At 60.4% G+C, this 21,534-nt stretch carries 22 protein-coding genes; 12 read left to right on the forward strand and 10 right to left on the reverse strand.

The window, feature by feature from the left end; all coding sequences use genetic code 11:
• Window positions 1-36 precede the first annotated feature (36 nt).
• The gene (gene alaS / locus ACP7E6_RS04400; RefSeq protein ID WP_426228237.1) at window positions 37-2,706 is read left to right on the forward strand and encodes an alanine--tRNA ligase; all 2,670 of its coding nucleotides are present in this window, start codon (window positions 37-39) and stop codon (window positions 2,704-2,706) included.
• Between the two features lie 165 nt (window positions 2,707-2,871).
• A complete protein-coding gene (locus tag ACP7E6_RS04405; RefSeq protein WP_426228239.1) occupies window positions 2,872-3,723 on the forward strand; it encodes an AraC family transcriptional regulator in 852 nt (283 codons plus the stop codon).
• Between the two features lie 89 nt (window positions 3,724-3,812).
• On the opposite strand, the gene ACP7E6_RS04410 is transcribed toward ACP7E6_RS04405, so the two are convergent.
• The 5 genes from ACP7E6_RS04410 to ACP7E6_RS04430 all read right to left on the reverse strand — a co-directional run bounded on the left by ACP7E6_RS04410 (window position 3,813) and on the right by ACP7E6_RS04430 (window position 8,446).
• Window positions 3,813-4,586 (reverse strand): HAD-IIB family hydrolase, encoded by a 774-nt coding sequence (locus tag ACP7E6_RS04410; protein WP_426228241.1) that lies wholly within the window; start codon window positions 4,584-4,586, stop codon window positions 3,813-3,815.
• On the reverse strand, window positions 4,556-5,899 hold the full coding sequence (locus ACP7E6_RS04415) for a glycosyltransferase family 4 protein (RefSeq protein ID WP_426228243.1): 1,344 nt from the start codon (window positions 5,897-5,899) through the stop codon (window positions 4,556-4,558). The genes ACP7E6_RS04410 and ACP7E6_RS04415 overlap by 31 nt, the downstream gene beginning before the upstream one ends.
• Window positions 5,900-6,044: 145 nt before the next feature.
• Window positions 6,045-7,259: an NADP-dependent isocitrate dehydrogenase gene (locus ACP7E6_RS04420; RefSeq protein ID WP_426125481.1), complete on the reverse strand. Its 1,215-nt coding sequence runs from the start codon at window positions 7,257-7,259 to the stop codon at window positions 6,045-6,047.
• Window positions 7,260-7,384: 125 nt separating this feature from the next.
• Window positions 7,385-7,777: a ribbon-helix-helix domain-containing protein gene (locus tag ACP7E6_RS04425; protein ID WP_426228245.1), complete on the reverse strand. Its 393-nt coding sequence runs from the start codon at window positions 7,775-7,777 to the stop codon at window positions 7,385-7,387.
• A 63-nt stretch (window positions 7,778-7,840) separates the two neighbouring features.
• Complete coding sequence (locus tag ACP7E6_RS04430; protein WP_426228247.1) at window positions 7,841-8,446, reverse strand: DJ-1/PfpI family protein; 606 nt, start codon at window positions 8,444-8,446, stop codon at window positions 7,841-7,843.
• Window positions 8,447-8,649: 203 nt separating this feature from the next.
• Here ACP7E6_RS04430 and ACP7E6_RS04435 point away from each other — a divergent pair, with 203 nt between their 5' ends.
• The 5 genes from ACP7E6_RS04435 (at window position 8,650) to ACP7E6_RS04455 (ending at window position 13,072) form a co-directional block, all read left to right on the forward strand.
• Window positions 8,650-9,177, forward strand: a complete 528-nt coding sequence (locus tag ACP7E6_RS04435) for a hypothetical protein (RefSeq protein ID WP_426228249.1) — start codon at window positions 8,650-8,652, stop codon at window positions 9,175-9,177.
• Between the two features lie 89 nt (window positions 9,178-9,266).
• On the forward strand, window positions 9,267-10,100 hold the full coding sequence (locus tag ACP7E6_RS04440) for an RNA methyltransferase (protein ID WP_426228251.1): 834 nt from the start codon (window positions 9,267-9,269) through the stop codon (window positions 10,098-10,100).
• Window positions 10,087-10,893 carry a glutamate racemase gene (gene murI, locus ACP7E6_RS04445; protein WP_426228253.1) on the forward strand — a complete coding sequence of 269 codons (807 nt, stop codon included), beginning with the start codon at window positions 10,087-10,089 and terminating at the stop codon, window positions 10,891-10,893. Before ACP7E6_RS04440 ends, murI begins: the two co-directional genes overlap by 14 nt.
• A 4-nt stretch (window positions 10,894-10,897) precedes the next feature.
• The gene (locus ACP7E6_RS04450) at window positions 10,898-11,329 is read left to right on the forward strand and encodes a GNAT family N-acetyltransferase (protein ID WP_426228554.1); all 432 of its coding nucleotides are present in this window, start codon (window positions 10,898-10,900) and stop codon (window positions 11,327-11,329) included.
• 228 nt (window positions 11,330-11,557) lie between these two features.
• Window positions 11,558-13,072, forward strand: coding sequence for a helicase HerA domain-containing protein (locus tag ACP7E6_RS04455; RefSeq protein ID WP_426228255.1), 1,515 nt, complete (start codon window positions 11,558-11,560; stop codon window positions 13,070-13,072).
• Between the two features lie 24 nt (window positions 13,073-13,096).
• On the opposite strand, the gene ACP7E6_RS04460 is transcribed toward ACP7E6_RS04455, so the two are convergent.
• Window positions 13,097-13,432: a cupin domain-containing protein gene (locus ACP7E6_RS04460; protein ID WP_426125470.1), complete on the reverse strand. Its 336-nt coding sequence runs from the start codon at window positions 13,430-13,432 to the stop codon at window positions 13,097-13,099.
• A 121-nt stretch (window positions 13,433-13,553) separates the two neighbouring features.
• Between ACP7E6_RS04460 and ACP7E6_RS04465 the strand changes: the two genes are divergently transcribed.
• The 5 genes from ACP7E6_RS04465 (at window position 13,554) to ACP7E6_RS04485 (ending at window position 17,808) form a co-directional block, all read left to right on the forward strand.
• On the forward strand, window positions 13,554-14,078 hold the full coding sequence (locus tag ACP7E6_RS04465) for a MarR family winged helix-turn-helix transcriptional regulator (protein ID WP_426228257.1): 525 nt from the start codon (window positions 13,554-13,556) through the stop codon (window positions 14,076-14,078).
• A 227-nt stretch (window positions 14,079-14,305) separates the two neighbouring features.
• Window positions 14,306-14,923, forward strand: a complete 618-nt coding sequence (gene rpsD / locus ACP7E6_RS04470; protein WP_113244728.1) for a 30S ribosomal protein S4 — start codon at window positions 14,306-14,308, stop codon at window positions 14,921-14,923.
• A 101-nt stretch (window positions 14,924-15,024) separates the two neighbouring features.
• Window positions 15,025-15,963 (forward strand): glutaminase, encoded by a 939-nt coding sequence (locus ACP7E6_RS04475; protein WP_426228259.1) that lies wholly within the window; start codon window positions 15,025-15,027, stop codon window positions 15,961-15,963.
• A gap of 133 nt (window positions 15,964-16,096) precedes the next feature.
• Window positions 16,097-16,987 carry a tRNA 2-thiocytidine(32) synthetase TtcA gene (gene ttcA / locus ACP7E6_RS04480; protein ID WP_426228261.1) on the forward strand — a complete coding sequence of 297 codons (891 nt, stop codon included), beginning with the start codon at window positions 16,097-16,099 and terminating at the stop codon, window positions 16,985-16,987.
• Window positions 16,984-17,808 carry an inositol monophosphatase family protein gene (locus ACP7E6_RS04485; RefSeq protein ID WP_426228263.1) on the forward strand — a complete coding sequence of 275 codons (825 nt, stop codon included), beginning with the start codon at window positions 16,984-16,986 and terminating at the stop codon, window positions 17,806-17,808. Before ttcA ends, ACP7E6_RS04485 begins: the two co-directional genes overlap by 4 nt.
• 76 nt (window positions 17,809-17,884) lie before the next feature.
• Here ACP7E6_RS04485 and ACP7E6_RS04490 read toward each other — a convergent pair whose 3' ends face one another.
• The 4 genes from ACP7E6_RS04490 to ACP7E6_RS04505 form a co-directional block, all read right to left on the reverse strand.
• Window positions 17,885-19,168, reverse strand: a complete 1,284-nt coding sequence (locus tag ACP7E6_RS04490) for a multidrug effflux MFS transporter (protein WP_426228265.1) — start codon at window positions 19,166-19,168, stop codon at window positions 17,885-17,887.
• A 34-nt stretch (window positions 19,169-19,202) separates the two neighbouring features.
• Window positions 19,203-20,438, reverse strand: coding sequence for a multidrug effflux MFS transporter (locus tag ACP7E6_RS04495; RefSeq protein ID WP_426228267.1), 1,236 nt, complete (start codon window positions 20,436-20,438; stop codon window positions 19,203-19,205).
• Window positions 20,439-20,838: 400 nt separating this feature from the next.
• Window positions 20,839-21,174, reverse strand: a complete 336-nt coding sequence (grxD, locus tag ACP7E6_RS04500) for a Grx4 family monothiol glutaredoxin (protein WP_426228269.1) — start codon at window positions 21,172-21,174, stop codon at window positions 20,839-20,841.
• Between the two features lie 138 nt (window positions 21,175-21,312).
• Window positions 21,313-21,534: a hypothetical protein gene (locus ACP7E6_RS04505; protein WP_426228271.1), complete on the reverse strand. Its 222-nt coding sequence runs from the start codon at window positions 21,532-21,534 to the stop codon at window positions 21,313-21,315.

Genomic DNA, 21,534 nt, shown 5'->3' on the forward strand with positions numbered 1-21,534 from the left:
TCGCGGACGGTCCGATGCAAGAGATAAGGGCGCAATATGAGCGGCGTGAATGAAATCCGGTCGACGTTCCTCGACTACTTCAAGAAGAACGGCCATGAAGTCGTAGCGTCGAGCCCGCTGGTTCCGCGCAACGACCCGACCCTGATGTTCACCAATGCCGGCATGGTGCAATTCAAGAACGTCTTTACCGGCCTTGAGCAGCGTTCCTATTCGACGGCTGCGACCGCGCAGAAATGCGTGCGCGCCGGCGGCAAGCACAACGACCTCGACAATGTCGGTTATACCGCGCGTCACCACACCTTCTTCGAAATGCTCGGCAATTTCTCCTTCGGCGATTATTTCAAGGAGCGGGCGATCGAGCTTGCCTGGAACCTGATCACCAAGGAGTATGGCATCGACGCCAAACGCCTGCTGGTCACCGTCTATCACACGGACGACGAGGCTTTCGGCCTGTGGAAGAAGATTGCCGGCCTGACCGACGACCGGATCATCCGTATTCCGACCAGCGACAATTTCTGGGCGATGGGCGATACCGGCCCATGCGGTCCCTGTTCTGAAATTTTCTACGATCACGGCGATCATATCTGGGGCGGCCCTCCCGGCTCCAAGGATGAAGATGGCGACCGCTTCATCGAAATCTGGAACCTCGTCTTCATGCAGTACGAGCAGGTGACGAAGGAAGAACGCGTCGACCTGCCGCGTCCGTCGATCGATACCGGCATGGGCCTCGAGCGTGTTGCGGCCCTGCTGCAGGGCAAGCATGACAATTACGACATCGACCTTTTCCGCGCGCTGATCGCAGCTTCGGAAGAGGCGACGGGCGTCAAGGCTGAAGGCGACCACCGTGCCAGCCACCGTGTGATCGCCGACCATCTGCGCGCGTCCGCCTTCCTGATTGCCGACGGCGTTCTGCCGTCGAAGGAAGGCCGTGGCTATGTGCTGCGCCGGATCATGCGCCGCGCCATGCGCCATGCGGAGCTGCTGGGCGCCCGTGACCCGTTGATGTGGAGGCTGTTGCCGGCCCTCATCGGCCAGATGGGCCGCGCCTATCCCGAACTTGTCCCGGCGGAATCGCTGATTTCGGAAACGTTGAAGCTCGAAGAGACCCGTTTCCGCAAGACGCTGGAGCGTGGTCTCGGGCTGCTGTCGGATGCAGCGACGGATCTGGTCGAAGGTGACCAGCTGAACGGCGATACCGCCTTCAAGCTTTACGACACGTTCGGTTTTCCTCTCGATTTGACGCAGGACGCCTTGCGCGCCCGCGGTATCGGCGTCGATACCGAGGCTTTCACCGCAGCCATGCAACGCCAGAAGGCGGAGGCCCGCGCCTCATGGTCCGGTTCCGGCGACAAGGCAACGGAAACGATTTGGTACGAACTGAAGGAAAAGCTCGGCGCCACCGAATTCCTCGGTTATGACACCGAGACCGCCGAGGGCGTGGTTCAGGCGATCGTTGCCGATGGCAAGGCGATCGAAACCGCGTCGAAGGGGGACACAGTGCAGCTGGTGCTCAACCAGACCCCATTCTACGGCGAGTCCGGCGGCCAGATGGGCGATACCGGCGTCATCTCGACCGATCATGCAAAACTGACGGTGACCGACGTGCAGAAGCGCGGCGAAGGCCTATTCGTGCACTCCTGTGTTGTGGAAGACGGAACGGTCAAGGTTGGCGACGCTGCCGCGCTCACCGTCGATCACGCCCGACGCTCGCGCCTGCGTGCCAACCATTCGGCCACGCATCTGCTGCATGAAGCGCTGCGCGAAGTGCTGGGAACCCATATTGCCCAGAAGGGCTCACTGGTTGCGCCCGAACGCCTGCGTTTCGACGTCTCGCATCCCAAGCCGATGTCGGCCGAGGAGCTGAAGATCGTCGAGGACATGGCCAACGAGATCATCGTGCAGAACAGCCCGGTGACGACGCGGCTGATGAGCGTCGATGACGCGATTGCCGAGGGTGCGATGGCGCTGTTCGGCGAAAAATACGGCGATGAAGTGCGTGTCGTGTCGATGGGGCAGGGCATCCATGGCGCCAAGGCCAACCGGCCCTACTCCGTCGAGCTCTGCGGCGGCACCCATGTCGGCGCCACCGGCGAGATCGGCCTTGTGCGGATCGTCGGCGAAAGCGCCGTCGGTGCGGGCGTTCGCCGTTTGGAAGCTTTGACCGGGGTGTCGGCACTTGCCTATCTCAACGAACAGGACGAGCGGGTCAAGACATTGGCAACGACGCTCAAGGTTCAGCCGGCCGACGTTCTGACCCGCGTCGAAGCCTTGATGGATGAGCGCCGCAAGCTGGAGCGCGAACTGAACGAGGCGAAGAAGAAGCTGGCGCTCGGCGGCGGCGGCGGCGGCGCCGGTGGTTCTGCCGATCAGATCCAGGATATCGGCGGGGTTAAATTCCTCGGCAAGGTGGTTACCGGCGTCGAGCCGAAGGACCTGAAGAGTCTCGCCGATGACGGCAAGACGAGCCTCGGTTCCGGCGTCGTCACCTTCGTCGGCGTTTCCGCAGACGGCAAGGCAAGCGCCGTGGTTGCGGTGACCGACGATCTGACGTCGCGTTTCAGCGCTGTCGATCTGGTTCGTATCGCCTCTGCAGCGCTCGGCGGCAAAGGCGGCGGCGGCCGTGCCGACATGGCGCAGGCCGGTGGCCCGGATGGTACTAAGGCTGCGGAAGCGATCGATGCGGTTGCTGCGGCACTGGCCGGGTAATCCGGCTTTCGGTTCCTTGCGATGTTTGAGAAACCGGGCGGAAAGGCCCGGTTTTTCTTTGCCCAATCGTTTTTTCTCGTGCTCAAATCGTGCGCGCCAACTCCGCAGGATTTGTCAAATGCGGATGTGGTTCTGTCTGGTTGTTCGGCTTGTATGAGGATCGGCATGAAGGAAGACAGCATCTGGGCGGTTTACGAGCAGCGCCTGCGGCGCGTATCGGCCTATATTCACGACCACCTGGACGAGGAGCTCGATCTCGATCGGCTCTCGGATATTGCGTGCCTGTCGCCGCATCATTGGCACCGGATCTACCGGGCCGTGCACGGCGAGACGCTGGCGGCGACCGTCAAGCGGTTACGGCTGCACCGGGCTGCGGGTGATCTGGTGCGCACCACTCTTTCTGTCGAGGAAATCGCAAGACGGACCGGCTATCCCAATCTCCAATCCTTCAACAGGATTTTCAAATCGGTGTTCGGCATACCGCCGGCCCGCTACCGGAGAGAGGGCAGCCACACGGTCTTTCAATCGGCAAACGGCAAAGGATTTGGCGACATGTATCCTGTTACGACGAAAACGATTTCCCCGCGTGAACTGGTCGGGGTCAGCCATACCGGCTCCTATATGGGCATAGGCCGGGCTTTCGAAACACTGGGCGGCACGCTACAGGCGCGCGGGCTCTACAGGCCGGAAATGAAGATGGTCGGCCTCTATCTGGACGACCCGGATCTGGTGGCGGAGGACGAGCTGCGTGCGTTTGCCTGCGTGACCGAAGGCGAGCATGTGCCGGCGGACGAGCCGCTGGTTCGACAGCATCTGGATGGCGGCGAATATGCCGTTCTGCGCCACAAGGGGCCTTACGCCGATATGCACAAGGCCTATCAATGGCTCTATGGCACATGGCTGCCGCGATCGGGCCGGGAAGTCCGCGATACCGTGATGTTCGAGGAATATGTCAACAACCCGCGAGATGCCGCGCCGACCGAACTGTTGACCGACATTCATCTGCCGTTGAAATAGCAGTTAGCAGGACCCGGCGTTGAAATCGCGATGCCGGGCACTGTATTTCATGAGCTGGCTAAGGAAATTCGGCTGGTGAGGCGCGGGGATCATTTCTCAAGGACACCCCAATGCACAAGCCCCTCCAGCACGCCATCAGCGACGGAACCCTGGGCCCTGTAAATCTCCGGCCGATCCTCAGCGATGGCCTTCAATTCCGCCAAAGCATTGGATACGACGATACCGCGCACGCCCGGCAGTTCGAACATGCTGCGGTCGTTGTTGGTATCGCCGGCCACCACGACATCGTCATGCGACAGGCCAAGCTGGCGGCAGAGCCAGGAGAGGGCGGCCCCCTTGTCGACGCCGTCGGGCAAGATGTCGAGATCGCGGTTGCTGGAATAGACCAGGCGTGCGGCAATGCCAGCGCTCGCCAGCCGTTCCTGGATGCCAGCCAGGGTTACCGCATCGGCGTCCATCAGATACCAGCTGGATTTCTGCGCATGCTGGTAGGCGTCGGGTTGGACGGCGATGCCGGTGATACCGGCAAGAGCTTCGGCAATTCTCTCACGGTCGAAACCCGCTCCGATGGAGCTGGAATAGGCCGGGCCATGGGATGGTTCCTTTTCGTGGTCGAGCATCGTGCCGACGCCGCCAATATAGACATCCGGCCTCGGTAATGCCGTCGTGGCGACAAAGGCCTTCTGATCGGCGATCAGCCGACCGCTGTTGAGCACCAGAAGCGGCCGCTCGTCCGGGCTGAGGCTTTGCCATGCCTGACCAAATCTTGCCTCTGCATCCGTGTTTCCTGCCAGCGTCCCGTCTATGTCGCTGCAGAACAGCCGGACGGGCTTCAATCTCCATCCGTCCATGGTTCCGCCCATTCGTTGTCATCCATTGCCTGCGGCATCGGCCGTCCTTCGACGACGCCGATCAGCTGCTGGGCAATGCCGGTCCAGGTAAACAGACTGCGGGCCTTATGGGCACCCATGCGCGACAGGCGGCCGTAGAGCCGCTCGTGCTTCAGCGGCTTCATCATGGTGACGCCCAGGTCGTATTTGTCGAATGGATCGGCAAACAGCGCGTGGCGGCCATAACTGACAGCGCGGAACAATCCGCCATGAATGGTGATGATAGTCGGCGTGCCGCTGGCCATCGCTTCAATCGCCGTCATACCGAAGGGTTCATAGCGGCTCGACAGCACGAAAATATCGGCGGCGCGGTAAAAATCCGGCAGGTCGTCGTCGGCCACGAAACCGGAAAAGACGACTTTGTCCTCAAGGCCCAGCGAGGCTACGCGCGCCTTCAGCTCGGCGAGAATGCCTGCCTCCTGTGGGTCCATGTTCTCGCCGCCGACGGCCAGGTGCAGCCGCGCTTCCGGCACACGCTCGGCCAACACCGAAAAGCCGTCGATCAGGAGGTCGTAGCCCTTGTTGGTGGCCAGACGCCCCATGGCCATCACCACCTTGCCTTCGAAACCAAAGCGCTGGCGGGCCATTTCGCGCGTTGCCCTCGATACGGGGAAGAAGCGGTTGTCGTCGTAGCCGGGCGGGATCATGTGCACCCGGTCGCGCGGCAGATTATAGTCGTTGACCAGCATTTCCACCTGAATCGGCGTCGTGGCAATCACCATGCTGCAGGAGCGGTAGATGATCAGCTCATGCTTGATGCGTTCGGAAAAATTGAATTCCTTGTCGAACTCGGCCGCCTTGTCCGGATAATCCGTCTCCATCTGGCTCTTCTTCCACATGCCCAGTGAATGCGGCGTGTGGATATGGGTAACGGCAAGCGCTTCGGACAGCCGCTGTCCGGCAATACCGGCGTCCCAGTAGTGGCTGTTGATCAGCGTGTAGGTAAAATTGTTCTTGCGAATGAAGCGCACAGCGTTTTCGCACCATTCCATCAGGTGCCTATAGAGATATTCCTTCGGAATGAAGTCATTGCCGCCGCAGGGGATGCGAATGACGCGGACGCGGTCATCGACTTCGTCGAATTCCGGCTGGTCCTCGAACCGGCGCGTGTAGATATCGACCTGATGACCGAGCAGCGCCAGCTTGCGGGCGAGTTCGATGACATAGACGACCTGACCGCCCGTGTCGGCAGCGCCAAGCGGTGGTTCCGCGGCGACATATCCATGCGTTGAAACCAGCGCGATGCGCGGAAGAAGCGGTTGGGTTCTCTCGGTAGAAACAGTCATTTAAAAAGGTTCACGATCTTTTGGGAGGTGAAGCATGCAGCGCAGCATGCAAGGGTCTCACATCGCGAACGGGCGAAGCATAAGAAGGTTCCATAAAAAAACCCGGCACGGTGGCCGGGTTATCTGTTGATGACTCTGTGTGTGCTTAGGCAGCCATTGCCTTCTTCAGGTTCTCGTCGATCTTATCGAGGAAGCCGGTGGTGGAAAGCCATGGCTGGTCGGGGCCGATGAGCAGCGCCAGATCCTTGGTCATGAAGCCGCTCTCGACCGTGTCGACGCAGACCTTTTCCAGCGTGTCGGCGAACTTTGCCAGCTCAGTGTTGTTGTCGAGCTTGGCGCGGTGGGCAAGGCCACGCGTCCAGGCGAAGATCGAGGCGATCGAGTTGGTCGAGGTTTCCTCGCCCTTCTGGTGCTGGCGGTAGTGGCGCGTCACCGTGCCGTGGGCGGCTTCGGCTTCGACCGTCTGGCCATCCGGGGTCATCAGAACCGAGGTCATCAGGCCGAGCGAGCCAAAGCCCTGGGCCACGATGTCGGACTGGACGTCGCCGTCGTAGTTCTTGCAGGCCCAGACGTAACCACCGGACCACTTGAGCGCCGAAGCGACCATGTCGTCGATCAGGCGGTGTTCGTACCAGATCTTGGCTTCCTTGAATTTGTCCGCGAATTCGGCGTCGAAGACAGCCTGGAAGATATCCTTGAAGCGGCCGTCATAGACCTTGAGGATGGTATTCTTGGTCGACAGATAGACCGGAACGCCGCGCTGCAGGCCGTAGTTCAGCGATGCGCGGGCGAAATCGGTGATCGATTCGTCGAGGTTGTACATGCCCATGGCAACGCCGGCTGCCGGCGCGTCGTAGACTTCGTGCTCGATTTCCGTGCCGTCTTCGCCGACGAACTTCATCGTCAGCTTGCCCTTGCCGGGGAATTTGAAGTCGGTGGCGCGGTACTGGTCGCCGAAGGCGTGGCGGCCGACGATGATCGGCTTGGTCCAGCCGGGAACAAGCCGGGGCACGTTCTTGCAGATGATCGGTTCGCGGAAGATGACGCCGCCCAGAATGTTGCGGATCGTGCCGTTCGGCGATTTCCACATCTTCTTCAGGCCGAATTCCTCGACGCGCTGCTCGTCGGGGGTGATCGTCGCGCACTTGACGCCGACGCCGTGCTTCTTGATGGCGTTGGCGCTGTCGATCGTCACCTGATCGTTAGTCGCATCGCGGTTTTCCATGCCAAGGTCGTAATATTCCAGATCGATATCCAGATAGGGATGGATCAGCTTTTCCTTGATGAACTGCCAGATGATGCGGGTCATTTCATCGCCGTCGAGCTCGACGACCGGATTGGCGACCTTGATCTTTGTCATGTTGCAAACCTCTGTATGGGGTTGGATGGAGAAGGGTTTGCGCCCCTATAGCATCCAGTTCACCACAGGCAAAGACATACGCGCGCGATTCCGCCTGCGTTGCCTGCCGATTGCAAAACCTCTGTTCAATGGCCCCGGACGGAGCGCGGAAAATCTGCAGCGCGCGGTTTTGCATAGCGTCTGTCCTCGCGGACAAGAATGCTGTCCGCATCGAGCGCGGCAATCGGTGTATGGCGATCAGTTGGCACGAGCCCCTCGACTTGCAGCGCCAGATAGCGGCCGCAGCAAACCCTCAGGAAGGATGTGAAATTCTCCGGCGGATGGCCTTCGCCGAGCGATTCGACATAGAGCCGGCCAATCAGACGGCCAACCGACATGCCGTCGCGGTCGCCGATATCGTCCAGAATGGACCAGAAGAAGCTTTCAAGCCTGATGCTTGTCGCTACCCCGTCGATCCGCACCGAGCGGGTGACACTTTGCCAGAGCGCCGGGTCGGCGCCGATGAATAGCCTGCACATCCGTTCCTCCCAGAACTCCGGCCTGAAGTGTTCACCCTTCGGTGCGGTTTGGCAAGGCCGCTGTCAGGCGGCTGATCTTGTCAACGGCTTGCTGTGGCGGATTTCCGTGCCGAGCACTGTCAGAAACTGGCCGATCCAGGCGGGGTGGGCGGGCCAGGCGGGTGCCGACACCAGATTGCCGTCGGTGACTGCCTGGTCCACCGGGATATCCGCATAATGTCCACCGGCAAGCTCGACGTCGAAACGGCAGGCGGGGTAGGCAGAGCAGGTGCGTCCCTTCAGCACGCCGGCCGCCGACAGCAATTGCGCACCATGGCAGATCGCCGCCACCGGTTTGCCTGCGTCGAAGAAGTGTCGAACCATGGCGATGACGTTGGCATCGAGCCGCAGATATTCCGGTGCGCGGCCGCCTGGGATAACCAGCGCGTCGTAGCTTTCGACCTTGGTTTCGGCGAAGGTCGCGTTCAGGGTGAAATTGTGGCCGCGTTCCGAATAGGTCTGGTCGCCCTCGAAATCATGGATGGCCGTGGCGATCTGCTGGCCGGCCGCCTTGCCGGGGCAGATCGCGTGAACCGTATGCCCTACCGCGAGCAGCGCCTGGAACGGCACCATCGTCTCGTAGTCCTCGGTGAAATCGCCGCAGATCATCAGAATTTTCTTGCCGCCCATCATATCCTCCATCGGGTTGCGTCGGCAGGCAGGATGCCACGGGCGTTGCCCTGCCGGGTATTAGCCGGATACTACATTGCTGCTGGTGGGCGAGGGGCTCTGCCGCTCATTCCGGCCTCGCCTGACGCTCAGAAAATGGTTATGACCAACCGAACATGGTGTGGCGCCGGCAGACCAGCTGCGCCTTAAATTGGAGATGGTCGATGAAACGGTTGATGCTTGTTGTTCTTGCCTGCGCGGCCTTTTCGACGGCGCAGGCGGCGGACCCGGCGGCCCCCGTCAACGAGATCATGCAGGAGGCGGTCAAGGGCTGGGCGGAAGAGGCGCAATCCGGCGAGGACTATTTCTCTAAGGCACGACTGGGCCGCATCTATAGCCAGGATTTCGCCAAGACCTACCGTGAGGCGGCAAAATTCCCGGCCTATGACGAAGGCGATTCGCCCTTTGACTATGATGTGATTGTCAGCGGTCAGGATAGCTGCTCGATCAAGGACCTGTCCATCATCGCTGGTCCGGAGGCGGATGGTAAAAGCGACGTGAAGGTCACTTTTGACAATAGCCATTGTTTTGGCGAGCGCGCGAGCGACTGGAAACCGAGCGAACTGCATTTCATGGTGATCGAGGAGGGCGGCAAAGCTGTCATCGACGATATTGTCCGGACGGGCGAAACAGGCTCGCTCAAGGGGGAATTGCAGGGGATCGCCAGCCAGGGCGTCACCAATCCGCAATAGGCCGTCGCGGGTTGCGGCTTTCAAAATCCGCGCATCTATGCAAGGAAGCGCTGAAATCCAGGCGCTGAAACAGAGACGAAAGTACCGGAATGGCAGGAACCAACAGCGAGCGCGTACTTCTCACCGAAGGACCGGCGATCATTCTGGTGCATCCGCAGCTTGGCGAGAACATCGGCATGGTGGCGCGGGCCATGGCCAATTTCGGTCTTTCCGAGTTGCGGCTGGTCAGCCCGCGCGATGGCTGGCCAAGCGAAAAGGCCCGCTCTGCCGCAAGCCGGGCCGATCATGTGATCGACGCGGCCAAGGTCTATGAGACCGTGCCGGAAGCGATCGCCGACCTGAATTTCGTCTATGCGACAACCGCACGCGACCGTTACGGCTACAAGCCGGTGCGTTCGCCGCTGGTCGCCGCCGAGACGCTGCGCAGCCGCTTCAACATGGGCGAGGCGACCGGCATCCTGTTCGGCCGCGAGCGTACCGGGCTCACCAACGAAGAGGTGGCGCTCGCCGACGAGATCGTCACCTTCCCGGTCAACCCGGCCTTTGCCTCACTCAATCTGGCGCAGGCGGTTCTTCTGATGTCCTACGAATGGCTGAAGACATCCATGGAATCGCGGGAGGAAACCTCCTTCCAGGCATTGCCGCAGAACCCGGCGACCAAGGACCAGTTGCAGGGACTGTTCGATCATGTCGAGGAGGCGCTGGAGGCGCGCGGGTACTTCCGGCCGGTCGCCAAAAAGCCGAAATTGGTCGACAATTTGCGTGCAGTCCTGACCCGCCCTGGCTTTACCGAATCCGAAATCCGTCTGGTGCGCGGCGTCATCTCGTCGCTCGACCGTTTCACCCGCGAGGCGCCGCGCGGTACCGGAGCGCCGGAAAATTCGCGCGCGAACAAGGTTGACGACGCCGGTGACGATACCTGAGCTAAAACCCATCCTGGTTTTCGACAGCGGCATCGGCGGGCTGACCGTGCTGCGCGAAGCGCGCGTGCTGATGCCGGAGCGGCATTTTATCTATATCGCCGATGATGCCGGTTTCCCCTATGGCGGCTGGGAAGAGGAAGCGCTGAAGCAGCGCGTCATCTCGCTGTTTGCCAAGCTGCTTACCGAGCACGATCCCGAAATCTGCGTTATCGCCTGCAATACCGCCTTCACGCTGGTCGGCGCCGATTTGCGCGCGGCCTTCCCCGGGATGCGCTTCGTTGGCACGGTACCGGCGATCAAGCCTGCGGCGGAGCGGACGCGCTCCGGCCTTGTCTCGGTTCTGGCAACGCCCGGCACCGTCAAACGCGCCTATACCCGCGATCTCATCCAGTCGTTTGCTACGCAATGCCATGTCCGCCTTGTCGGCTCTGAAAATCTGGCCCGCATGGCGGAAGCCTATATTCGTGGCGAGGCAATCGATGACGGCGCGGTTCTGTCCGAGATCGAGCAGTGTTTTGTCGAGAAGGATGGCAAGAAGACCGACATCGTCGTGCTGGCCTGTACGCATTATCCGTTCATGGCCAATGTCTTCCGCCGCCTGGCACCCTGGCCGGTGGATTGGCTCGACCCGGCCGAGGCGATTGCCCGCCGCGCGCGCAGCCTTGTGCCGCTGCCGGATGGTTTTGAGCCCTTGAACGGCATCGATCCGGCTATCTTCACGTCGGGGCACCCGGACTTTACTACACGCCGACTGCTGCAAGGATTTGGGCTCACGGTGTCGCAGGCCATCTGACGTGATGCAGATCGTGCCGATAACGCCTGACTTTGATGGATTCGCAGCCTTGCGGGAGGAAAGCGTTGCCGAGGGGCAGCGCATGCTTGCCCGGTTGCAGGAAAACTGGATTTCCGGCCTCAACCGGTTCGATCGCCCAGGCGAAATCCTTGCCGGGGCGATTGTCGATGGTGTGCTTGCCGGTGTCTGCGGCCGCAATGTCGATCCGTTCGCCGGCGACGCTTCTGCTGGCCGCGTTCGGCATCTTTATGTGACACCGGGTCATCGGGGCAAGAGTATCGGCAGCCAGCTGGTTCGCTTCATCGTCCGTGACGCAGCCGATTTCTTCCGGTTTTTGAACACAAGAGCACCGCCGCAAGCGTTCGAATTTTATGGACGCCTTGGGTTTTCGCCGGTTCTGGAAAACAACACAGTCACGCACAGGCTTTATTTCTGAAGATCTGCTGTCTTAGCTGTGGGTTTTGCTGCGATTGGCGCGCCACACAGGCGGTTTGGTGGTAGGGGTCAACGCTTGCGGGTTCGTGGCGGCGCATCCGCATTACAGCGCCGCGCGGCAAATATGACGCGCAAAGGTCGCTGTAACACTTTAGGTCTGCTGCATAATTTTAGCCTTAAATCGATTCGATTTTAGGAATTACGCAGTGGCATTTTGAACGAGGTGGATATGAAAGTCGGCATCGACATGGGGACGGCGTCCGATGGCGCATCCGTTCCGCTCGATATCGAGGAGCTTCTGGCGACGCGTCTTTTGGTGCAGGGCAATTCCGGCTCGGGAAAATCGCACCTTCTGCGCCGTCTGCTGGAACAGTCCGCCCCGTGGGTGCAGCAGTGCATCATCGACCCGGAAGGCGATTTCGTCACGCTGGCCGACAAGTTCGGCCATGTGGTCATCGAGGGCGAGCGCACGGAAGCCGAACTGATCGGCATCGCCAGCCGTATCCGCCAGCATCGCGTTTCCTGCGTTCTGTCGCTGGAGGGGCTGGACATCGAGCAGCAGATGCGCAGCGCCGGTATCTTTCTCAATGCGATGTTCGATGCTGATCGCGACTACTGGTATCCGGTGCTGGTGGTTGTCGATGAAGCGCAGATGTTTGCGCCGTCGGTTGCCGGTGACGTCTCGGAAGAAGTGCGCAAAATCTCGCTTGGCGCCATGACCAACCTGATGTGCCGTGGACGTAAACGCGGCCTGGCCGGCGTTATCGCCACGCAGCGCCTGGCAAAGCTTGCCAAGAACGTTGCCGCCGAAGCCTCCAACTTCCTGATGGGGCGCACCTTTCTCGATATCGACATGGCGCGCGCCGCCGATCTGCTCGGCATGGACCGCCGCACCGCCGAAATGTTCCGCGACCTGAAACGCGGTTCGTTCGTGGCGCTCGGCCCGGCTCTGTCGCGGCGTCCGCTGCCGGTGACCATCGGCCATGTCGAGACCTCAGCCCGCTCCACCAGCCCGAAGCTGACGCCGCTGCCTGAAGCGGTCGCCGATGTCGAGGACCTGATCTTCACGCCGGATCCGGACGAATTGATCCGGCCCATCATGCGGCGTCCCAGCGCCCAGCCGCGCCCGGCCACCGATATCCTTGCCGAGCTTTCGCGGCCGCGCCCGGAACCGATCGGTCTTGCAGAGCCGAAGGCACCGGTGCCGGAAATGCCGGTTCAGGAGCGCGAGGCGCTGCTCGACGGCCTGCTTGCCGAAATCCTCGAACATCCCGACGCAGCGTTCCGCGCCGATGCCGAACTGTTCCAGGATTTTCTCGTTCGTTGCCGGATCCGCCGCGTTCCCGGTGCACCGCTGTCGCTGAGCGCCTTCCGCCGCAAGATGGCGGTTGGCCGGTCCGGCGTCGATGCCGAGACGGCCGCGACCGAAATCTGGGCGTCCGCGCTTAACCTGTCACGCAATGTCACGGACGATCTGCAGGGCGTGTTCCTGCTGGTGGCGCAGTCTGCCGTGCGCAATCTGCCATGCCCTTCGGATGCGATGATTGCACGGGCCTACGGCACGCATTCCGCCCGCCGCGCCCGCCGTCTGCTCGGTTATTTCGAAGAGCAAGGCTTGATCGTGGTTCACAGCGATCTTTCCGGCAAACGGATCGTAGCGTTTCCGGATTTGCAGGTCGAGACGGCACCCGGTGCTGCCGATGCTGTTTATGATGATGCGGGTAGCCGGAACGCTGCAGAATAAACGCCGACAACAATCGCGGGATTGTCAGACCCAGGTCTGGATGACGCGTTCGGATGCGTGAATGCAGGTGAGTTCGAGCCTGTCGGGTCCCGTATTGACGAAACGGTGCGGTGTTTCGGCATTGACCACAATGATATCGCCCACTTTAGCATCGAGCGTTTCAAGCCCGACGGTGAACTGCGCGTGGCCGGATCGGACGATCCAGGTTTCACTATACGGATGCGTGTGCAGCGCCGGTCCCTGGCCGGTTTCGTTATCGACCAGGAAAATCGAAATCGGCGTGTCGTACTCTGCGCCCTCGAACAGGACTGTCCTGTTCGACCGCTGATCCTGCTCGGTGCGGGGAATGACATGGAACATGCTGGCCTCCGTTTTGCGGTCTGGTGAATTAGAACAAAGGACTATATATCTCGACAGGAAGATATTATACCAAACTGTCTTCTCGTCAAGATAGTTTGGATTTCTGAAAGGCGCAACGGTGATGGAAGACAAGGAAAATACCGATCACGTGGACCGTCTGCGTGGGCAGTGGCAAAGGGAGTTGCCTGATCTCGACACCCAACCCATGGCCATTCTGGGTCGCGCCTACCGGCTGGCCAATCTGGTGCGTCCGTCGATCGAGGCGACCTTTGCGTCCTTCGGTCTCGATCGGGGCGAGTTCGATGTCATATCGACGCTGAGGCGGTCAGGACCGCCATACAGGCTGACGCCGACGGAGCTTTATACGTCGCTAATGATCTCGTCCGGCGGGCTGACGCATCGGCTGGACAGGCTGAAGACATCGGGGCTGATCCTGCGCGAGCGTTCGCAGGCCGACGGACGCAGTATGGTCGTCGGCCTGACGGAGGAGGGCATACGGCTTGCCGAGGCGGCGTTTCGCGTTGATATGGCCAGCGAGGCATCCTTCATGGCGGATTTGAGCGCTCAGGAGCGAACGGACTTGGCGGCATTGTTGCGGAAGTTGCTGGTCTCGGTGGAGCGGCGGACGGAGGGCGATACGCGTTAAATCTCGTGCGCGGAAACGCAAATTCGTTTGACAATAGAGGGTGAAGTGACTAAAGCCGCCACAACGCCGGGCCGAAATGCCCGGTGTTTTATTTGACATGTCCCGTGGATTCTCCGTTAGCGTAATGTGAGAAACCTGTCAGAGCTTTCAAAAGAAGTTCAGAGGAGGGCGTGTTTCCTTGATCCGGTTTGGCAACAGACCGGTGTAACCTGTTGAAGGGAAATACGATGAGCAAGCGCGAATCGTCTAAGTACAAAATTGACCGCCGTATGGGCGAGAACATCTGGGGCCGTCCGAAGTCCCCGGTGAACCGTCGCGAATACGGTCCTGGCCAGCACGGCCAGCGTCGCAAGTCCAAGCTTTCCGACTTCGGCGTGCAGCTGCGCGCCAAGCAGAAGCTCAAGGGCTATTACGGCGACATCCGCGAAAAGCAGTTCCGTGCGATCTTCGCCGAAGCTGACCGCCGCAAGGGTGATACCTCTGAAAACCTGATCGGCCTGCTCGAATCGCGCCTCGACGCGATCGTCTACCGCGCCAAGTTCGTTCCGACGGTCTTTGCTGCCCGTCAGTTCGTCAACCATGGCCACGTCAAGGTCAACGGCGTTCGCGTCAACATCGGTTCGTACCGCTGCAAGGCTGGCGACGTGATCGAAGTTCGCGAAAAGTCCAAGCAGCTCGTTTCGGTTCTCGAAGCCGTTTCGCTCGCTGAACGCGACGTTCCGGATTACGTCGAAGTCGATCACAACAAGATGGTTGCGACTTTCGCCCGTATTCCTGCCCTGGCCGACGTTCCTTACCCGGTCATCATGGAACCAAACCTCGTCGTCGAATTCTATTCGCGATAATTTCTTAGAGGCCCGGCCTTGTGAAATTCGGAAAAGCCACTCAGAGATGGGTGGCTTTTTTGTTGCCCAATCTCCACCAAATCTCATGCGGAGAATGACCGATGCCCGGCCCGTTGGACCTGCAGTCGATTGTCGATGATATCCACCGCGAGCTTGCGCCACGGCTCGGCGAGGGCAAGGTGGCCGATTACATCCCGCAGCTCGCCCGCGTCGATCCGAAGCGTTTCGGCATGGCGATCGTCACCGTCGACGGCGATGTGCATATGGCCGGCGATGCTGAGGTGCCATTCTCGATCCAGAGCATCTCCAAGGTTTTCACGCTGACGCTGGCGCTTGGCAAGCACGGCGAAAACATCTGGAAGCGCGTCGGCCGCGAACCCTCCGGGTCGGCCTTCAATTCGATCGTCCAGCTTGAGCACGAACACGGAATCCCGCGCAATCCGTTCATCAATGCCGGGGCGATCGCCATTACCGATCTGGTCCTGGCCGGCCATACGCCGAAGGAAGCGATCGGCGAAGTGGTCCGGTTCGTGCGTTATCTGGCCGACGAGGACGATATCCTCATCGACGCCGACGTGGCGCGTTCCGAGGAGGCGACCGGCTACCGGAATTTCGCGCTGGCCAATTTCATGCGCTCCTTCGGCAAGCTCGATCATCCCGTCGAGCACGTGCTTGGTGTCTATTTCCATCAATGCGCGCTGGCGATGAGCTGTGTCCAGCTGGCCAAGGCCGGGCTGTTTCTGGCTGCGTCCGGCACCAATCCGCTGACCAAACATTCCGTCGTCTCGAAACAACGGGCGCGGCGTATCAATGCGCTGATGCTGACCTGCGGCCATTATGACGGTTCTGGGGATTTCGCCTATCGCGTCGGCCTGCCGGGCAAGAGCGGCGTCGGCGGCGGCATCCTCTGTGTCGCGCCGGGCAAGGCGTCCGTTGCCGTCTGGTCGCCCGGGCTCAATCACAACGGCAATTCGCTGCTCGGTTCGCTGGCGCTTGAAATGCTGGCCAGCCGCACGGGATGGTCGGTATTCGGCGCTTAAGCAGCCGTTACGGAAGTTTCACACCGGATCCTGTGCATTTTCCTTGATCTTGCTGCTTTAGACAGGCAAGTGCAGGGCATCGTTTTCGCGCGCTGTTTTTTCGTCCGTGCGCCCTTTCATCCGGGACTTTGTCATGGATATTGCCATTCAGCCGCAAGCTACCAACCTCGAAGATCTTCCGTTCAGCCCGGATGACGCCGTCAACGAGGCGATGCATCCGATCTTTGCAAAGATGCCGGCCTCCGTCTCGTTCAACAAGCTGCGCAAGCGGTTGCTGCGGCAGGTGCGTCAGGCGATCGAGGATTTCGGCATGCTGAAAGGCCAGAAGCGCTGGCTCATCGGCGTTTCCGGCGGCAAGGACAGTTATAGCCTGCTGGCACTGTTGATGGATCTGCAATGGCGCGGCCTGCTGCCGGTCGAACTCGTCGCCTGCAATCTCGATCAGGGGCAGCCGAATTTTCCCAAGCATGTCCTGCCGGACTATCTCACATCGATCGGCGTCAAGCACCGTATCGAGTATCGCGACACCTATTCGATCGTGAAGGAAAAGGTTCCTGCCGGTGGCACCTATTGCGCGCTCTGTTCGCGCCTGCGCCGGGGCAATCTCTACCGGATTGCCCGTGAGGAAGGTTGCGATGCGCTGGTTCTCGGTCATCACCGCGAGGATATTCTCGAAACCTTCTTCATGAACTTCTTCCACGGCGGCAGGCTGGCGACGATGCCGGCCAAGTTGCTGAACGACGAAGGCGATCTGATGGTCATGCGGCCGCTCGCCTATGCCGCCGAAGACGATCTCGCCAAATTTGCGGCTGCGATGGAATTCCCAATTATTCCCTGCGACCTCTGCGGCACGCAGGATGGACTGGAGCGCAATGCGATGAAGGCGATGCTGTCGGACATCGAGCGCCGCATGCCCGGCCGCAAGGACACGATGCTGCGGGCACTCGGCCACGTCAATCCGTCGCATCTGCTCGACCCAAAGCTGTTCGATTTCCAATCTCTCTTCGCGGAGCCCAAAGCATGACGTCTGCCATCGATATCGCTGCCATCGCCAATATCCTGCAGGAAGCCGCCTTCAAGGAAATCCTGCCAAAATTCCGCAATCTCGGCGCGGGCGACGTGCGGATGAAGTCGGAGGCGATCGATCTGGTAACGGAGGCGGATGAAGCCGCCGAACGGCTGATCAAGGCGCGGATGGCGGAACTTGCACCCGATGCACTGTTCATCGGCGAAGAATCCGTCGCCGCCAACCCGGCACTGCTCGACAGCCTGGCCGGGGCTGACCTCGCCATCGTCGTCGATCCGATCGATGGCACGTTCAACTATGCGGCGGGTCTGCCGCTGTTCGGCGTCATGGCCGCCGTCGTCTCCAAGGGCGAGACGGTCGCCGGTCTGATCTATGATCCGATGGGCAATGACTGGGTGATTGCCGAAAAGGGTTCCGGCGCCTGGCTATGCAAGGCTGATGGTTCCCAGGAGCAGCTCTCGACTGTTCCGTCCGTGCCGCTGGAAAGCCTGGTCGGCTGCGCTTCGACCGGCTTCTATTCGCCTGAGAACCGCCGGATCGTCATGGGCAACATGGCCAAGGTCCGCATCGCCACCAGCTACCGCTGCGCGGCGCACGAATATCGTGGCTTTGCCGGCGGCCACTTCCACTTCCTGATGTATCAGAAGCTGATGCCTTGGGATCACCTTGCCGGTACGCTGATTGCCCAGGAAGCCGGCGCCTATGCTGCCCGGTTCGATGGTTCGCCATACCTGCCGCATCACGTCGATGGCGGCCTGCTTCTGGCTTCCGACAAGGATTGCTGGGAGATGCTGCGCCGCGAGGTGTTTACCGTCTGAGGAAAGACATTGCTCATTGGAAAAGGCCCGCCAGGAATTTTTCTGGCGGGCCTTTTTCATTTTATATTTCAGCGACTTACGTATGGCCGCCAGCGCCTTCCAGCGTGGCGTGGTCGTCGCCCGGATGGGTGAAGAGCTTGCCTCTTTCCGCCCAGAGCACGGCAGCAATGGTCACCGCGCCAAAGGCGGTAAATCCGGCGAACAACGGCTGGACCGTGCCGTTGAACAGTTGGCCGACAGTGCCGCCGATCAGCGCGCCGCCGGTTGTCGAGACAAAGCCGGTGATGGCGGTGGCCGTGCCTGCCAGGTGTCCCATCGGTTCGAGGCTGATCGCGGTGAAATTGGTGGCGATCACGGCGAACATCATCAAAAGCACGGAAAACAGCAGGTAGGCGACGAGGAAGTCCGGGCGGCCACCAAGCGAGAGCAATAATCCCGCGCCCGACAGCAGCGTGAACAGGATCATCGCTACATGCGAAATGCGCCGCATGCCGAAGCTGCGGACGAAATAGCCGTTGGCGAAATTGGCAACCGCGATACCGCCGGCCGTGCCGGCAAAGGCGATCGGCAACCAGTCGCCAAGGCCATAGACCTCGCCAAAAATCTGCTGGACGGTGACGATATAGGCGCAGATGACGGCGGTGAACAGCGTCAGGCCGATCATGTAGCCGCAGGTGACGCGGTTGGTCAGCACCGTGCGGAAGCCGGAGGTGACGGAGGCGACCGACAGCGGCAGGCGCTCGCTTGCCGGCAGTGATTCCTTCAGACGCATGCCGGCCCAGACGAACAGGATGGCACCGACGCAGCCGAGCAGGATGAAGATCCAGTGCCAGTTGGCATAGTAGATGACGGCTTGGCCGAGCGACGGCGCGACGATCGGCACGATCATGAAGACGATCATCACATAGGACATCACCCGAGCCATTTCACGGCCACCGAAGCAGTCGCGCACGATCGCCATCGTGGTGATGCGAACGGCTGCGGCGCCGATGCCCTGCACGAAACGCAGGAGAAGCAGCATTTCGAAGCTCTGGGTCAGGGCTGCGCCGAACATCGTCAGGGTGAAGAAGACGAGGCCGGCGAGCAGGATATTGCGGCGTCCGAACGTGTCGGAGAGGCTGCCGAAGACGATTTGCGAGCAGCCGAACCCGAGGAAGAAGATGCCGATGACCAGCTGGGTGTCATTGGTATTGGCAACATTCAACGACTGGCCGATGGCGGGCAGGGCGGGGAGCATGATGTCGATGGCGATGGCGACGCTCGCCGTCATCAGGGCAATGGTGATGATGAACTCGAAAAATCCGAGTCCTATTCGGGATGAGCCGACATTTTCGACGTGTTCGGTGGTGGTGGCGGACATGAAGGAACCTATGAATGTCTTGGGAGACAGGACGTTAAATTGCGGGATTATGCGGTCTGAAAAGCTTGCCTTTTTCTGCGGTGAGAACAAAGGCAAGCCCGATGATGGAAACGCTTAAGAAGCCGATGGCGAGTGGCGTGATCGTACCGTTGAACGCCTGGCCGATCAGCGCACCGATGGTGGCGCCGCCGATCGTCTGGGTGAAGCCCAAAACCGAGGATGCCGTTCCGGCAACGTGGCCGAGCGGCTCCATCGCCATAGCGTTGAAATTCGAGCCGATCAGCCCGAACTGGAACATGGCGCAGGCATAGAGAACGGCGAACAACCAGAACGGAAGCAGGCCGAAGACCGACGCCGCGACCCAGATCAGGCTGGTCAAGACGAAACCGATCAGCGCCCCATGCGACAGGCGGCGCATGCCATAGCGCTTGACCAGCCGCGAATTGGTGAAGGAGGCGAGCGCCATCATGCTGGCAAAGCCGGCGAAGACCAGCGGAAACCAGGTTCCGAGCCCATAGATGCCGACGAGGATCTGCTGTGCCGAATTGATGAAGCCAAACAGCGATCCGAACAGAAACGCAGCCGCGAGCGAGTAACAGAGCGCGACGCGGTTTGTCAGGACGATGCGGAATCCTGCCAGGATGGACGTGACCGTGAACGGCCGGCGGTGCTCGACCGACAGCGTTTCAGGCAGGCGCAGCATCACCACTGTCGCGACGGAAATCGCAAACAGGCAGATGACCACGAAGATCATGTGCCATTCGGCAAAGATCATGATCAGCTGGCCGACGCTGGGCGCAATGACCGGCACGATCATGAAGACCATCAGCACCAGCGACATGACTTCCGCCATCATCCGGCCACCATAGACGTCGCGGACGATCGAGACGGTGATGACGCGGGTGGCGGCTGCGCCGATGCCCTGAATGAAGCGCAGCGCCAGCAATCCGGTAAACGAGGGAACGAAGACGATGGCAAGGGCGCAAAGCGCATAGAGACCAAGGCCGCCGAGAAGGGGCAGCTTGCGGCCGAATCGATCCGACAGCGGGCCGAAGACCAGCTGCGCACAGCCCATGCCGATGAGATAGGCGGTGATGACATATTGGCGGGCGTTTTCATCGACGACGCCGAGGCTGGCACCGATTTCCTGAAGGCCGGGCAGCATGATGTCGATCGAAATCGCATTGATCGCCATCAGCATGGCCATCAGGGCAATGAAGCGTGGTTTTGACAAAGCCGGGAGACCCGGCGCTTCGGACAATGTGGTCATTGGGTATTCCTGGCGGATGTGCCGGGCGCCTGAAACTGGAAGCGGGAACGTTTCGGACGCGGATGAAAATGCTGGAGCCAGCATGGAAGATCGAAAGAAAAGCGCGGCTCCGAAGCGCTTTCAAAACGGCAACCGGGCTCGCCGGTCTGGAAGCAATTCCGGCAAAACGACGCCAGCAATTACCGATATATGTGGGAGGTCAGATCGGCCTCATTGACTGCGCGCCGGCCATCGGCCCCGCGTGTGCATACTCCCAGTATCGCGACCGGCTTGTGACAGCGGATCACTTTGGTTTCAGCTAAAAAAGGGCGTGCAACATTAGCTTTTCGTCGCAATCATGCTGAATCAAAAAAGGCGGTGACCCGCCTTTTTCAGGTGTCACTGTGGCTTCAATCAGGTTTCAGGCTGCGCCCTTGACCGCGATGCCGTGTTCTTCGAAATGCGACTGGAGTTCGCCAGCCTGGAACATCTCACGCACGATGTCGCAGCCGCCGATGAATTCGCCCTTGATGTAGAGCTGCGGAATGGTCGGCCAGCTGGAATAGTCCTTGATGCCCTGGCGAAGGTCGGCGTCGGCAAGCACATTGATGCCCTTGTAATCGACGCCGATGTAATCGAGCATCTGCACGACCTGGCCGGAGAATCCACACTGCGGGAACTGGGGGGTGCCCTTCATGAAAAGAACGACATCGTTGCTCTTCACTTCATTGGCGATGAAATCGTTGATACCGCTCATGGCGTAGTCCTTCCTCATCCCGCTTCAAGGGCCGGGTGTGTCGATGTCTGTTAGATAACATGCACGCGGGTGATTTTCACCACCTGAATACAACAAAAATTGATGACTTGCACGACTGCAACAGTGAACTGGGCAGTCCTAGCGTATCCTGCTGCGGGATGCAGCTGTCTTGCGGCGGCTCACCTGCTTCTTTGCCGGTTTCGCCTTAGCCGCCGGCGCCTTCTTGAACCGGCCGGTGCTTGCCGAGCGGGTCTGCCGCTTTTGCCGTTTTGTTGTCGTGGTGCCGCCAGCTTTCTTCAGGATTTCCTTCAGAACGCTCTCGACCACGCCGCTGACCAGCTCTTTCATCAGGTTGGCCAT

Origin of the sequence: Pararhizobium sp. DWP3-4 (assembly GCF_049898205.1) — a bacterium.
In the GTDB taxonomy this organism is placed as follows: domain Bacteria; phylum Pseudomonadota; class Alphaproteobacteria; order Rhizobiales; family Rhizobiaceae; genus Pararhizobium.